Source organism: Microseira wollei NIES-4236 (assembly GCF_020521235.1).
In the GTDB taxonomy this organism is placed as follows: domain Bacteria; phylum Cyanobacteriota; class Cyanobacteriia; order Cyanobacteriales; family Aerosakkonemataceae; genus Microseira; species Microseira wollei.
Window position 1 is genome coordinate 22367 of record NZ_BLAY01000100.1, and the last position, 13995, is coordinate 36361.

General features: G+C 45.4%; 18 protein-coding genes and 3 pseudogenes. 5 read left to right on the forward strand and 16 right to left on the reverse strand.

Annotated features, from left to right (window positions below; all coding sequences use genetic code 11):
• Positions 1-66: 66 nt before the first annotated feature.
• The 5 genes from MiSe_RS28775 to MiSe_RS28795 all read right to left on the reverse strand — a co-directional run bounded on the left by MiSe_RS28775 (position 67) and on the right by MiSe_RS28795 (position 2228).
• On the reverse strand, positions 67-357 hold the full coding sequence (locus tag MiSe_RS28775) for a hypothetical protein (RefSeq protein ID WP_226586916.1): 291 nt from the start codon (positions 355-357) through the stop codon (positions 67-69).
• A 97-nt stretch (positions 358-454) separates the two neighbouring features.
• Positions 455-784 carry a hypothetical protein gene (locus MiSe_RS28780; RefSeq protein ID WP_226586918.1) on the reverse strand — a complete coding sequence of 110 codons (330 nt, stop codon included), beginning with the start codon at positions 782-784 and terminating at the stop codon, positions 455-457.
• Between the two features lie 323 nt (positions 785-1107).
• On the reverse strand, positions 1108-1581 hold the full coding sequence (locus MiSe_RS28785; protein WP_226586920.1) for a TspO/MBR family protein: 474 nt from the start codon (positions 1579-1581) through the stop codon (positions 1108-1110).
• A gap of 135 nt (positions 1582-1716) precedes the next feature.
• A complete protein-coding gene (locus MiSe_RS28790) occupies positions 1717-1932 on the reverse strand; it encodes a hypothetical protein (RefSeq protein ID WP_226586922.1) in 216 nt (71 codons plus the stop codon).
• Positions 1933-2024: 92 nt separating this feature from the next.
• Positions 2025-2228, reverse strand: coding sequence for a hypothetical protein (locus MiSe_RS28795; RefSeq protein WP_226586923.1), 204 nt, complete (start codon positions 2226-2228; stop codon positions 2025-2027).
• A 191-nt stretch (positions 2229-2419) separates the two neighbouring features.
• Here MiSe_RS28795 and MiSe_RS28800 point away from each other — a divergent pair.
• Positions 2420-2971, forward strand: a pseudogene (locus tag MiSe_RS28800) (SDR family oxidoreductase); the annotation flags it as partial.
• Between the two features lie 414 nt (positions 2972-3385).
• Here MiSe_RS28800 and MiSe_RS28805 read toward each other — a convergent pair.
• The 3 genes from MiSe_RS28805 to MiSe_RS28815 form a co-directional block, all read right to left on the reverse strand.
• Entirely contained in the window at positions 3386-3688 is a 303-nt protein-coding gene (locus tag MiSe_RS28805; RefSeq protein ID WP_226586924.1) for a RecQ family zinc-binding domain-containing protein, read from the reverse strand.
• Between the two features lie 189 nt (positions 3689-3877).
• On the reverse strand, positions 3878-4285 hold the full coding sequence (locus MiSe_RS28810; protein ID WP_226586926.1) for a hypothetical protein: 408 nt from the start codon (positions 4283-4285) through the stop codon (positions 3878-3880).
• Positions 4222-5226, reverse strand: a complete 1005-nt coding sequence (locus MiSe_RS28815; protein WP_226586927.1) for an SDR family oxidoreductase — start codon at positions 5224-5226, stop codon at positions 4222-4224. Before MiSe_RS28815 ends, MiSe_RS28810 begins: the two co-directional genes overlap by 64 nt.
• Before the next feature lie 152 nt (positions 5227-5378).
• Here MiSe_RS28815 and MiSe_RS28820 point away from each other — a divergent pair, with 152 nt between their 5' ends.
• Positions 5379-5627, forward strand: coding sequence for a DUF4926 domain-containing protein (locus MiSe_RS28820; RefSeq protein WP_444980566.1), 249 nt, complete (start codon positions 5379-5381; stop codon positions 5625-5627).
• Positions 5628-5721: 94 nt separating this feature from the next.
• The gene (locus MiSe_RS28825; RefSeq protein ID WP_226586929.1) at positions 5722-5916 is read left to right on the forward strand and encodes a hypothetical protein; all 195 of its coding nucleotides are present in this window, start codon (positions 5722-5724) and stop codon (positions 5914-5916) included.
• 275 nt (positions 5917-6191) lie between these two features.
• Here MiSe_RS28825 and MiSe_RS28830 read toward each other — a convergent pair whose 3' ends face one another.
• Complete coding sequence (locus tag MiSe_RS28830; protein WP_226586930.1) at positions 6192-7010, reverse strand: SDR family NAD(P)-dependent oxidoreductase; 819 nt, start codon at positions 7008-7010, stop codon at positions 6192-6194.
• A 332-nt stretch (positions 7011-7342) separates the two neighbouring features.
• Entirely contained in the window at positions 7343-7570 is a 228-nt protein-coding gene (locus tag MiSe_RS28835; protein ID WP_226586931.1) for a hypothetical protein, read from the reverse strand.
• Between the two features lie 557 nt (positions 7571-8127).
• Here MiSe_RS28835 and MiSe_RS28840 point away from each other — a divergent pair.
• Entirely contained in the window at positions 8128-8718 is a 591-nt protein-coding gene (locus tag MiSe_RS28840) for a D-glycero-alpha-D-manno-heptose-1,7-bisphosphate 7-phosphatase (RefSeq protein ID WP_226586937.1), read from the forward strand.
• Positions 8719-8746: 28 nt separating this feature from the next.
• On the forward strand, positions 8747-9370 hold the full coding sequence (locus tag MiSe_RS28845) for a hypothetical protein (RefSeq protein ID WP_226586939.1): 624 nt from the start codon (positions 8747-8749) through the stop codon (positions 9368-9370).
• 104 nt (positions 9371-9474) lie between these two features.
• On the opposite strand, the gene MiSe_RS28850 is transcribed toward MiSe_RS28845, so the two are convergent.
• From MiSe_RS28850 to MiSe_RS28875, 6 genes and pseudogenes are all read right to left on the reverse strand, one after another.
• Positions 9475-9957: a CRR6 family NdhI maturation factor gene (locus tag MiSe_RS28850; RefSeq protein ID WP_226586962.1), complete on the reverse strand. Its 483-nt coding sequence runs from the start codon at positions 9955-9957 to the stop codon at positions 9475-9477.
• A gap of 32 nt (positions 9958-9989) precedes the next feature.
• Positions 9990-10316, reverse strand: a complete 327-nt coding sequence (locus tag MiSe_RS28855) for a protease inhibitor I42 family protein (protein WP_226586941.1) — start codon at positions 10314-10316, stop codon at positions 9990-9992.
• Positions 10317-10540: 224 nt separating this feature from the next.
• Positions 10541-11392 (reverse strand): C1 family peptidase, encoded by an 852-nt coding sequence (locus tag MiSe_RS28860; protein WP_226586942.1) that lies wholly within the window; start codon positions 11390-11392, stop codon positions 10541-10543.
• 333 nt (positions 11393-11725) lie between these two features.
• The gene (locus MiSe_RS28865; protein WP_226586950.1) at positions 11726-11932 is read right to left on the reverse strand and encodes a hypothetical protein; all 207 of its coding nucleotides are present in this window, start codon (positions 11930-11932) and stop codon (positions 11726-11728) included.
• A gap of 4 nt (positions 11933-11936) precedes the next feature.
• Positions 11937-12209, reverse strand: a pseudogene (locus MiSe_RS28870) (GIY-YIG nuclease family protein); the annotation flags it as partial.
• Positions 12210-12248: 39 nt separating this feature from the next.
• Positions 12249-13448: pseudogene (locus MiSe_RS28875) on the reverse strand (RNA-guided endonuclease InsQ/TnpB family protein).
• Positions 13449-13995 lie beyond the last annotated feature (547 nt).

Sequence of the window (13995 nt, forward strand, 5' to 3'; positions counted from 1 at the left end):
AGCGAGCAGTGGTCACCCCTGACCACCGCTCGCTTCCAATTAGACCTCTGGCAAAAGTCTTCTTCATCAACTCTGGAGGCAGGCGGGACGCCTACCCCACAAGAATTTTTTTGGATTTGTGGGGTGGGCATCTTGCCCGCCCCAAACACGCCCCACAAGAATTTTTTTGGATTTGTGGGGTGGGCATCTTGCCCGCCCCAAACACGCCCCACAAGAATTTTTTTTGTTTTGTGGGGTGGGCATCTTGCCTGCTGGGACGCCTACCCCACAAGAATTTTTTTGGATTTGTGGGGTGGGCATCTTGCCTGCTGGGACGCCTACCCCACAAGAATTTTTTTGGATTTGTGGGGTGGGCATCTTGCCCGCCCCAAAAACGCCCCACAAGAATTTTTTTGTTTTGTGGGGTGGGCATCTTGCCCGCCCCAAATACTTTTGCCAGAAGTCTATTGACTAATTACCACCAAATCCGATTGCCATTTTCGTCAACTCGTGCTTGACGAATTACATCGGAGATTTCTTCTGCGTCTTTTACGTGGTGAAGTGCCTTTTTCGTCCCATCGGGTTCTTCTACAACAAAATAGGTAGGCACTTTAATATGGTCGCCCGTAATATCGGGAGCATCTACAGCGACTTGCTTAGCTTTTTCTTCAATTGTTTGAGGTTGGTCGGCAATTCTATCGCCCGGATTGGCGGTTAAATTTCTTTCTTTAACGGTTGGTTCTTCTTTGCTATGATGATCGACGCTAACGGGTTGCCTAATTTCGTTTTCTTGAGCTTGAGACATGGTAACTCCAAAGCTTTATCAAAACTTTTGCCTGACAACCTTAGTCTAAAAAAGTAGAACGGGCGATTGGCTCTTTCAAGCGAGGTAAGTTTTTCAAATCAACCCTCGTTCTTTGGACTTATATAATGTGTGGATTGCAACCTAAGCAAGGCGGGTTCACATATATTTGCAAATCCGGATGACAACCCCTATAATCTTCTTCCTCTTCTTCTTGGCGTTCTACTCAACGAGTGCGCCTCTGAAAGCGTCTATGGCGTATCGAACCGGATTTCGTATTAGAGATACATTGCCTGTAAAACCCGCCCCTACAATATCATTCTGCCTTAAGTAGCATCGGGATTGAGGTCAATCATCTGCCCAGTGGTATAAGTTCCAATCGGAGTCCAAATTAAATAAGGAACCAGCAACAAAGCCGCCCATCCGGAAATAGGCCAAACTGTTAGTGTCACCAGAATTCCAAAGATTACGCCAAGTATGCCTAGAACAGTGCCAACGGTGAGACTCCGCAGCCTTAAGGTAGCAGGAATGTAAGCAACGGTGACGATTTCGACTATCAGGTAAAAGCTCATGATTACCCAAGTTGTAAAACTACCTGGGTCTTTGTCCCAAACGATAGCCGCTGAGGCTGATCCACAGGCGAAAATAAAAGTCCAGATCAAGGGGATTGCCGGTTCAAAAAATAGCCATTTTGGTCTGGACAAACGTTTTGTCCAAGAGATATCGCGGGGTTTAATCAAGGCACTCCCTAGGGCGATTAAAAAGGTTATGGCTCCAATTATTATCCAAGATGCTTTCATATTTACTCCTTGGCTGAGTTCGCCAATAGTAGGTTAGGCATTGCCTGCCCTACTTTAATCGGTGCCTGGTTAATCAATAACTTTAATCTGTCTTTGGTGGGAATGTGTCGCTTTATTCTAACCTGGAGGCGGAGGTTAATTCAGCGCACCTGTAATATCTGCTTCATCGAGTAGGACAGTTGTTTCGTTGCCTAACCTGCCAAAATACGGTTCGGGTCCCATTTCCATTTCTATCGCATAATTCCAAGTATTTGCATCGGGTTTGTAGTTTTTGATCGTTCCTACACCGCCAATAAAAGATCCGATTTGATTCTTGTCATACTTGGGTCTAGACATTATATTGCTCCCCATAATTTATCATCCTCCTATGAATGTTAGAAATAAACTGGGAGTTTGTACTCGCAGAAAACAAAGGCAGTGTTGACACTTGCGAGGACATGGCTCTAGTTTGGCGATTCAAAAGAATTTACCGCGTACAAACTCCCAGCGGTGTCTTTACTAAAAAAGTAACTGTTATTATTCGGATCGCCGTCTAACTGAAGAATGGGTTTGCCTTCTACCAAAAGGATTTGTTTTATGTTAAGTAAACCTGTAATCTTGAATACGTTGCATTGTTCGTGGTTGATGACAATTAACAATCTTCCCAAAATCGATTAAATTGGCTATTTTTGAGTTCTAATCACAATTAGTTAAGATGAATGCATCCAATATCACATGTTAATGTAACATTAATCTATTTTTACCGATAGAAGGATAAGCTTTATAAAGCGAGGTAGTTTAGCAATAGAGCAAAGAGAATAAAGGGTTCGATTGCAACTCTTTTAATCGGTTTGCAAGACTGGGATTTTCTTCAGACCTTGTATTCGATGGATCTGGTAGCATTCCTTACGTAGAAAGCGACGCCGTTGCACCGCTCAACGTGTACGGACGCAGCAAAGCGCTGGCTGAGGAGCGGGTATTAAAGGCGCATCCAAACGCGCTGACGATCCGCACGAGTGCGTTTTTTGAGCCTTGGGATGAATACAATTTTGTGACGATCGCGCTGCGCTGTTTGTCTGCAGGACAAACTTTCACAGCAGCAGCGGATGCGATCGTTTCGCCTACATACGTCCCCGATTTGGTGAATACCAGCCTCGATTTGTTAATTGACGGCGAGTGCGGCTTGTGGCATTTAGCTAATAATAGCGCGATCGCTTGGTCTGACTTGGCAATTCTCGCCGCTAAAAAAGCTGGCATCAGTACGGGTTACGAGGAACCGCGTCCGGTGCGTGAGCTTAATCTAGCTGCTGTGCGTCCATCCTACAGCGTTCTGGGTAGCGAACGCGGCTTACTGCTTCCCTGCCTCGATCGTGCCTTGTGCCGCTATTTGGATCAACGCCAGCAATTTTAGGGGCGCTTGGGTTAAGACCGCTGGCAAAAGTATCAAACCCGCCAGGGAATAAATGCCAATGGTTTTTAGCGAAAGTCCGTTAAAACAAACTGGCTTAATTGCATTTAGTCGGTTTTAACCGACTTGTAGAGACGTTACATGTAACGTCTCTACAATCCGGAAATTTATTTCCGGGCGGTTTTGATACTTGTGTAAGAGGTCTAATAGATAACTACTGTATTCCACCAAGTCATACCAAATCCGCTGCCATGACGCCGTTTTTAAATGAACCGCCAAGACGCCATAGACGCTTTCAGAGGCGCACTCGTTGAGTAGAACGCCAAGAAGAGGAAGATAACAGGGGTTGTCGAGCCAGATTTGATATCACAAACCGCTATAACTTGGTGGAATACTAGCCCTATTTTCAGGGCAACTCTAGTCTATTCGCTTGAGTAAAGCCCGTAATAGCACCAACTCGACTGCCAAAGTTTTATACCCAACTTTGTCGAACAAAACAACTATTTTATCGCCTTCGTAGCGCATCACTTCTCCTTTACCCCAGGATGTATGTACGACGTGACTGTTAAGCGGGAAGGGTTTCTTTTTACCATCATCTTGTACAATTATTCCCGCTTGACAGTTGTCGCATAAATTGCAGGTACGTTCTAGAGTTTCGCCAAAATAGTTTAGCAAGTACTTGCGGCTACAGTCGCGGAATTCGGCGTAACCGCGCATCATTTATCAACACTATAGCACAAATTTTTGATAATTTTATTGGGCGCTAATCGCCTTTTGCTGCCTCCCCAATTTCGGTACTTTTCTCGCAGGATAATACCTCAAACATCGGCAATTTTTCTACCAGTACCACTTCTGATAACCGACTAATAACGGTTGTTATTTTCGCCTGTTAAAGTTCGTTTTTTTATTTTAAATACTTGAGATTAATCGGTTCATATTGTGCTTGAATACTTGCTGCAAATTGTTCCGCTCAAGATATACTTTTCCATAAATCGCAAAAAAGCGGCGGATATTCAGGTCTTTTTCGCAGTAAAACAACAGGGATTTTGCTTGTTCTCCATCTCGTCTTGCCCGGGGGATTTCTTGATAATAAGAATCAACCGCGCTGATATCGTTGTTCCTGAGTTGGACGCTGGCGTTTTGGCATATTATTCCCTTGTTTCCAGGTAACGGAGGCAGAGCCTCCAGGATGGCGTTCCAAGGCTGGAGCCTTGGAACGAGAGACGAGAGAGAGTGACGCTGGTTAATTAAAGTTAGCTTTTGGGCATTCCAAATAAAGCGATCGCACCCAAAGCCAACCCCGCTAATGCACCCCATTTCAATTGCGGATTCTGATCCAAGCAATCGGAATAACTCGGTTGGGTGCGTAAGCGAAATTCTCCTGACACGGTGTCGTAACCTGAGATAGGTTGGTATAAATTATCGGGCGCATCTTCTGATTTTGGTTCTTTTGTTTTCTGCGCTTCAAAACCGCTCATCGCCAAAAAAGAATCCAGCAATTGGGGTGCAATTTTTTGCGCCGTAACGATGATTTTGCCCGCATCCCCAACTACAATATCGCGGGTAGGATGTTCGGCAGCATACAAAATAGCATCGGCGACGATACTCGGTTCGTAAATTGGGGGTGCGCCTTGAGGCATGACGCCGATTTTGGTACGCGCTTTGCTAAATAGCGGCGTGTTTATAGAAGCGGGCATAATTTCTGTCACGCTGATGGGTGCTTTTTCGTGCATTAATTCGACGCGCAAAGCTTCTACAAAACCATTGATGCCGTGTTTTGATGCAGCGTAGGCGCTTTGCAGCGGAAACCCGCGCTTAGCTTCGACTGAGGAAATGTGAATTAACGCCCCCCGTCCTTCGCGTTTGAGGTGGGGTAATGCCGCCATTGCGCCGTGAACTTGTCCCATCAAATTGACATCGATAACGCGCTTGAATTCTTCTGGAGTTGTGTCTTCAAAAGTAGCGTATAGCGACACGGCAGCGAGGTGTACCCAAGTGTCGATGCGCCCGTATACATCGATGGCTTTGTTTGCGATCGCTTGAACTTGCTTAAAATCAGAAACATCGGCAGCAATAGCTACCGCATCGCAAACAAAGCTTTTAATTTCATCTACTAGCGAATCTAACCCCGCCTGACTCCGCGCCGCCACGACTACTTTTGCTCCACGTTTGGCAAATTTCAGCGCAGTTTCGCGCCCAATACCGCTGGAAGCACCCACGACTACAACAACTTGTTGATCGATTGGTTTGAGTTGCATTATGATTCCTTCGCCTATACTTTTACCTTTGCAAGGTAACGAACCGAGTTTCGCCAAACGTCTATCAAAGGAATAGAGGTAACATCTAACCCTGGGAGGGTATGTGGCTAAATCGGTTTGTCAGGATAAATACTAGGATTGAACAAATGTTTATCAAGCTTGATTTATATCAAGAGGTTGCTTTAACTCGCAATTTGCCTGAGCATCGCCTGAGCGCCGGTGATATTGCGACTTTAGTTGATTTCGTTCCTCATCCCGCTGGTGGGGAAGATGGGTGCGTGCTGGAGGTATATAACGCCGTGGGTGAGTCGATTGCAGTAGTTGCCGTGCCAATCTCTGCCGTTTCTGCCTTGGGTGCGGATGAAATTCTCACCCGGCGATCGCTCGCACCAGCTAGCTAAATTTGGTCGGTTTTCCCCCCATCAATTTACAGCACGCTCGACTTTAAATTAGCCACAATCTAAATAGGTTGATTTTTCAAGCAAGGTTAAAACTATGTTTCCTTTCTTCTGGGGTAATAGTTGCTACGATGGTGAACCCATGTCGCGCAGAAGCCGCCTAGAGCGCAAGCGTAAGTTCCTGCAATGGATGCGCGACGATTTGGAAACTAAGCTAGCTGGTATCAATGCCGCTCTTACCAAGATTGACGAGCAATTGAACCAAGAAGACTCTCAAGAAACCGCCGCGTAAGTTTCCCTATTGAATTGAGACAGCTCTTGCACCTCAAATGTGTAGGACGGGCGAGACGCCCATCCCACAAGATATTAGTTATTAATTTTTCTTGTGGGGTGGGCCGTATTGCCCGCCAAAGTTGCCCATCCCACAAGATATTAGTTATTAATTTTTCTTGTGGGGTGGGCCGTATTGCCCGCCAAAGTTGCCCATCCCACAAGAGAGTAATTATTAATTTTTCTTGTGGGGTGGGACTTATTGCCCGCCAAAGTTTATCGCTCCAAGATGTCAGCCTAACTGCTATCTCGCATGGCGAAAGTGCGCCGGAATACCCACTGCATTAAACCGGGGAAAAAGTTATAAGCTGTCTTGGAGATTGTTGCAGAACCTACCAGCACGTCAGATTTGTGATGTTTAACTGCATCCCAAATTGCATTTGCTACCTGTTCGGGAGTTTCTAATAGCGGACTAGTGACCGCATTGGCGACAAAATCGTGACGCTGTTGAGCATCTTGCTCATCTTTCCCCCTAAAAATTGCCCGCTCCATTAAATCGGTTTTAATCAAATTCGGGTGAATGCCGCCAACTCGAATTCCTTTGGGTTCTAATTCCGCGTGCAGTGCTTCCGTTAAGCCAGTTACGGCATATTTACTAGCCGTGTATGGCGTTTGATAAGGAATGGGAACCTTACCGCCAATCGAACCTACATTCACAATTGTTCCCTTTCCTCGCTCTAAAAAATGAGGCAAGAGGGCATAAATTGTGTGAATATAGCCCCAAAGATTTGTGTCAATAACTGCGTGCCAGTCGTCTAGAGAAAATTTATCGACTGCGCCTAACATATAAATGCCCGCATTGTTAATTAGCACGTCGATGGCGCCATAATGTGCGATCGCGAATTGAGCGAGTGCGCTAACTTGGTCGGGATCTCGGACATCGGTGGGGATAGCGATCGCATCCACTCCCATTCCTCGGATTTCTTGCGCCAAAGCTTCCAATCGCTCAGGCTTCCGCGCCGCCAGCACAAGATTGTATCCTTTCCGGGCAAATAGCAGCGATGTTTCTCTACCAATGCCTTGGGAAGCACCTGTAATTAGTACGGTTTCAGCCATAGTTTCTATCGGTTTTTCTCATTAGTCATTAGTCAGTTTTGTAGGGGCGAGTTTGACCAGCCATCCACAATTACAATCAACCCGCCCTTGGTCATCATTAGTCCAATTACCAATGACCAATTACCAATTACCCATTACCTATTTAATTCAAGTTGCTAGTTATAAAATTTGCTGTTGCTAATCGCTAATGGCTAATTGCTAATTGCTCATCGAAGAACGCTCGCTTCAAGAACGGCAAGCTATCATGAGCTTCAGTAATATACTATTTTCCTTGCCATTAGCCATTAGCCATTAGCCATTAGCTGCCCATTCGAGATAACTAGCAACTTGCGTTATTTACTTGGTTGATTTGGTCTTTGAGTTGCAGCAGGATTTTTCAAGCTTTCTTCTCTGGATCTTCTCGCATCAACTCCTTCACCAAGAATTTCCTCCGGGTTTTGAGCGAGGTCATCAGCCATATCAATGCTACCGTTAGTGTTGGTATTCGGTTTGGCTGAAGTTCCTTTATGACTGGCATGTCCGCTAGGCATGATTCTTTCTTCAATCAAGTGACTAAACATCAGCCTAGTCCGATTTGCGGGGAAAAATACCCTATCTTTAGGCTTATATTTGATTGCCGATACCAATGGGTTATAAGCCTGCATCCCGCCCGGAAATCCCACATTCCGCACCCTCAACTGTCACATAGACAGTGGCAGAAGCGTCAAAGTGAATGATTGGGCTTTTTGGGCGGAAGTTGACCCCTGCGGGGCAACTTCCGGCTAAAGACTGGTTCCCGCAAGTGCAGATTAACTAAAAATCATAAAGTCGCTGTAATCAAGGTATCAAAGGAGTTTGGGAGAGAAAAAGGGCGAATTTATTAGCAGTTCGGGTGCTTGTCCCATAACGCTTTGGAGGTTGGTTCATACAAGAATTGAAATTAGCTCATCTGGCACGAGGGAAAGTTTTCCGCCTGCTTACGCACCGGGGACAATTGATGACAACGGCTCAAAAGCTCTCGATGTCTACGATTTAGGAAAAAATTGCCGGCGCGCTGCGCTCAAATTTTGCAGTGAATCATTATACTGAAAAAATCACCATAATTACCTTGAAAAAAATCACCAATAACCAATTACCAATGACCAAACCAGCTGTATTCCTAGACCGGGATGGCGTCCTCAATATCGAAGCAGGTTACATTCACCACGTTGAAGACTTGCATCTGATACCAGGTGTCGCCAAAGCCGTGCGAAAGTTAAATGACCAACAAATATTTTGCTGTCTGGTTTCTAACCAATCGGGACCGGCGCGAGGTTACTACGGAGATAACCACGTACAAGCACTGCATCGGCGTCTGTGCGATCTGCTACACGCCGAAGCAGGTGCTAAATTAGACGCCCTGTATTACTGCCCCTACCTCAGTCCACCCGAAGGCGGAACAGATCCAGAATTTACCCGTTGGAGTACTTGGCGCAAACCCAACACCGGGATGCTGGTAGCAGCAGCTTGGGAACACGACTTGGACTTGCGCCAAAGTTTCGTCGTCGGGGATAAAGCAACCGATGTAGATATGGCACACAACGCAGGTTGTGTGGGAATTTTAGTCCAAACCGGGTATGGATCGAGCGTACTATCTGGCGCATATCAGCACCACACCCGCCCCGATTATATTGCCCCAGATTTAGCCGTCGCCGTTGATTGGATTTTTCAGCAAATGGGTACTTTATAAATAGAACCATCCCAAAACAACTATTCAAATGCTCGCACAAGCAAACATTTCCCAAGTGAAAACTAGCCCAGCAGGAACCTGGACGATCGCATCAGCAAAAAGCACCTCTGGAACACCCTACTCAGGTACGGTGCAAATCCATCCCATGGGCAAAATTTACACCATGTCTTGGTTGACTACTATTGGCGATTACTGCGGTCTGGCATTTGTTGAGGATGGTTATCTTTTTGCTGGCTGTGCCTTTGATAATAACTACGGCATTACCCTGTATAAAATCAACCCTGACGGTACTCTCGACGGCAAGTGGATTAGTCCCTCGAATCAAGGTGTGATTGACTCAGAAACAGCTGTCAACGGCACTCCTGGGCAACTTGAGGGGACTTACAAAATCAATGGCACAAGTTTAAAAAGTGGAAATTACCAGGGCGAACTAAAAATTATTCAGTTAGACGAAACATATCAGGTTACCTGGTCGATGGGAATAGAATATCAAGGCGTTGGTTTGCGTACCAACGATTGGCTGATTGCCTGCTGGGGAGGGGGTAATCTGTTCGCTCTCGCTTACGAAATTCAAGGTGACAAAGCACGGGGTCGCTGGGCGCGTTTCGGCAAGTCATCCCTGGGAGAAGAAATGTTAGAGAAGATTTGTTGAGAATTGGTAATTGGTAATGGGTAATGGGTAATTGGTAAACAGCAGATTTCAGACTTTAATTCCATAAAATCTGAAATCTAAAATCTGAAATCTAAAATCTAAAATTACCCGTTACCAATCAACTCAAATAAAACATCGTCGAATTCGTAACCCAGCATCTGTGCCATTGCCTTCAGGCGAGATTTGCTTTCAATTCCCTGCTGTTGCATCCAGTTCATTAATACAAAAAGCTTTTGCATCACGAAAATTTCTAACGCTTCTGGGTTGTACTGGATGCCTTCTTTTCTACTGAATTGATGGGGTACTAGCATAGCAGCATAGCGGGGGAGTTCCCCTGCTTTCCAATCGAGTAAAAACGGCAACCAAGGATATTTGGCATCGAGACGAATAAACCACAGGCGCACTTCTGGAATTTCTGAGAGTTCTCGCGGATCTTGCGGTTCGCGGGGATAGTCAATATCAAACCGCAGTTGCTGTTCGGAAGATGCGATCGCACCCTCCGATAGCAGTTTTTCCACTACCGTCACCGCAGGCGACAGATCCAAATTGTTCAGGTGGTCTAAATTGAGGGCGATCGTGATAGTCATCGCAACAAATAAGAGGAGTTGAAGCCAATTCCTCATTTTCTCACTTGGATCGTCACCTCAAACCGCTCCACAATCGAACTATCCCCTTGCCAAGAACGCCATTTTTTCAGCCTAATTTGGACATTTCCGGGCTTTTTGGCGCGAAATCTAAATTTTCGCACTCCCCCACTACCGATTGCGGTTTCTGACCCAGGGGAAAAAACTGACTCTAACAGTTCTATAATTTCGCTATTGGTTTGGTCGATTGTCCATTGGTAACCCGTCGTGGGGTTTTCTAGTAGGCGAATTGCGATCGCATCCCCAGGGCGTATCGCAAACGACTTGCCATTATCTGCCTGCGCGATCGTTAATTCTGACACCCTACGCCTCTCGATCAGATGCATTGAATTTACCGACCCAGCAAACCCCAGATGCTCTGCAAAAATATAGATGGCATTGTTTAATACTAGAGTAAATATTAAAAGAATCGATAACAATATTGGCAGCATAAGTGAGTGCAGATAATAAAACTGAAAATCGTTATGCTTGAGAATCCCGGTAACTTCTGCGAAACCGGGATTCTGTATCTTACATCACAGCGGCTTTAAAGTCCAAACATTCCGGTATTGATCCATTCGGACTCAATCAGCGACCACCAATCTTCAGCTAATCCGTTCAACACGTAGTCATAAGGGAGATAACCATAACCTTGATCGCCCCATGCGGTTCCCCAAGAATTTCTGATGATGAACGCTCCTGTGGTTTCCTTACCGCCAAGATTGCTGTTTTTAATCTTCATGTTGTCGTCGTAACCAACAGCAACAACGGCATGACCGCCAGTAATTTTTTCACCCATCGTTGGGTATGGAATCTTACCCGTTGTTCCAGCTTGCGAGAGCGAACTGTAAACAGTGAATCCGAACATTGAAGGCAACCCTGCTGCCAAATTAGTTTTGATTCGGTTCAGCAGTTCATCTTTAAGCGTTCCTGGGGGGTCTAGACGGTAATACTTAATTGCTTGATAACTCTGACCAAAGGCATAGCAAAATGCGGGTGGTTCTTTTTCAAAATCAGCAATTTTATAAGGCCAGTATTCTTCTGGAGGAACGCCAAACATTGCCAGCGCGCACATTGTTGTCCGCAGGAAAGCTCCTGTATCTCCCGTCCACTTTAATAAGTTGCGCGTGGTTTTATAGAGGAAAAGTCTGGAAGCATCGATATGTTTTCCAAACGCCCGCCGCTGAAAATATTCCACTAGCGCAACGCCAGCATTAGCAGTACAGGAACCGAGACTGCCTTGATCTTCAATTGGAGAAAACCAAGCTCTTAAATCAACAGAAGTTGGCAGCGTTGCTTTTTCCGGTTCAGCCGCGTTTGCTAGGGCAAGTAAAGGCTGAATATTTGCATGTTCGGGCGTGTAGTCCCTCAGATCGGGATAGTCTGGTAGCCACCCCATTCCTTTGAATTCAATACAGTCTTGATCGATAATTTATTCGGGCAACATAGACTGAATGTAAAACTTTTAAATGCGAGAAATTCATAATACAAAGATAACCAAGTTTAAAATTAAAATAACAGTCGCTTTTTTGAGGGAAGCTTATTTGAGGTAGCTTAAATGAGTGTCACTAATTTGAGGGAATGGGTAATTAAATCAAGAAACCCGGTTTCTTAAAGAAACCGGGTTTCTCAGAGCGATCGCTCCAAATAATTTCCCCAGGGTTTAAGGGGTAATGTTGATTAAAAGCATTTGACCCTTCGTAATCCTATGAAAATAAGGGTTTCAGATTTTTTACTGACCGCGCCCTGGTTTACAATCAGCAAAACCAAGGGCTTCGCTATCGAGGAAGCTTGCAATTGCCATTTCTACAACAGCTTCGATGGGATATTCAATTTCAGCAGCACGGGCAATGAGTGCGGCGCGAATCCGTTCTGGAAGGTGTTCTAGGATAGCCTGGGCATCGGCAGCAGAGAGTTGTTCCAGAGTTGTGGACTGCATGAGTTTAGCTTTCCGGTGGGATTTGAACGTTATAGGGTGGCTCAGTTGCTCTGAGAATGATGGCTTCTAGCTCTAATAGTAGCGCAGGGTTACTCCATGCCAAGAGCAGGTGAATGGCGATGCGAATATCTTCCGAGTTATATTTGTCTAGCCATGCCCAGAGAAATGCTTTGTGTCCGCCGCTAAATCTACCGCGTAGGCTTTTGGTTTTGCCGGTGTAAAGCAGTCCATCTGTGCGGTGTCTGATAGCATAAAGTCCTGGACGGGATGGGAGGTTGTTGACACTCCGCCGCTTAAAAGACGGCGGATTCTTCGTTCACCGAGCGATCTTGCTCAGGCTTGTTGCCAAGTCTGCGTAGAGGATCGTCTCTCCCGAAGCGTTAATTCCCGTGTGTCCTTAGGTATTTGTTAATTGATAACCAGTCTGTTTGATAGCCTTATCCAGAATATTAATAGCCGCATTATGGTCGCGGTCTAGCGTACATCCACATTGACAAACATGGGTACGTACAGACAGCGACTTTTTCACTTTTTGACCGCAATTGCAGCAGTCCTGGCTCGTATATTGCGGCGGCACTGCTACCACAATCCGACCATAAACCTTGCCCAAATATTGCAACCATTCAGTGAATTGCGACCAAGCAGCATCGTTGATGGACAAAGGCTAAATGATGATTCTTCACCATGTTCTTCACTTGCAGTTTCTCAAACGCCACTTGCATCGCTAGATTTCACGACGCACAATGCTGTCTTTACAGCAAAGTCTTTACGCTGGCGGGAAACTTTTAAATGCTTGCGTCCCAATCGATTAATCGCCTTCTTCCGATTGCGAGAACCCTTTTCCTTTCGGGAAACCAGGCGCTGCAATCGCTTTAAAGCTTTCTGGGATCTACGCAGGTGACGCGGATTTTCTACCTTGTTCCCTTGGGAATCGGTATAAAAGGCAAATAGTCCAACGTCCAAACCAATAGTTTTACCAGTCGGTTTTATGTCGATATTCCGCTCTGCTTCAATTGCGAATTGAACGTAATATCCATCGCTGCGCCGGATTATCCTAACGCGCTTAATCTGGTCGATTTGATAAAAGTGCAGATCGTAAGTACCGACAAGCTTGAGAGAACCAATGTTGTTCTTGTCAATAAAGTTGATGTGTTTGCGGTCTAGTGACAACTTCCATCCCGTGGTTTTGTATTCCACGGAACGATTGTTTTTCTGAAATTTCGGGTAGCCCTTTTTACCTGGCTTTCCGGATTTGCAGTTTGAGTAAAACCGTTGAATTGAGAAGGATGCTCTCTCTGTGGCTGCTTGTCTTGCTTGAGAGTTAAGTCGCGCAGCGAACTCAAACTCTTTGGCTAAAACTGCACTTAATTTGCTCAATTCAAACAATGTTTTAGCCACGATTATCCATCCAAAACCTAATTGCTTTATTGCGGATAAACTGAAATGCCCGAATTGCTTCGTCTATTTTTCGGTACTGTTCGATCTTTCCTTTGGCTTTGAACTCGTATGTAATCATGGCGTTTCTTGTTTCGACCTGGTTCAATTTTATCGTTGTTTAGTGTTGATAGATCCTCCTAAACACAAAAGTTAATATTGACTGCGGATAAATCCGCTTGTGTCGTTTTTCATCCCTGGCCTAAAGACACAGGGCTTTCAAACTCCCACTTATTTTGGTAATTGACGTGAGAGATAGTCGCCTATAGCGCTGCCGATGGCTGCACCGCCAACCGCTCCCCTGTTTCCACCAAACCTATTTCCTACGATTCCGGTAAAGGCAGGCAATCCTCCTGTAATATCAAGTCCGGTAGCATTGGACTTGCACCCTCACCCCCGGTGCCCCCTCTCCCATCAAGGGCGAGCCGGAGCAAGATACAAGTCCGATACTACCGGACACGATATAACTTGATCGAGGAACACATTACCCGATGATGAAAAAAATCTTAAAAGTTACGCTAATACAGTCATTAATCGGCAGCACATGTGCTTTAATTAATGATTGGATAGTAAGTAACGCAAGTTGCTAGTTATAAACAAGGGCGTTGCTAATGGCTAATTGCTAATTG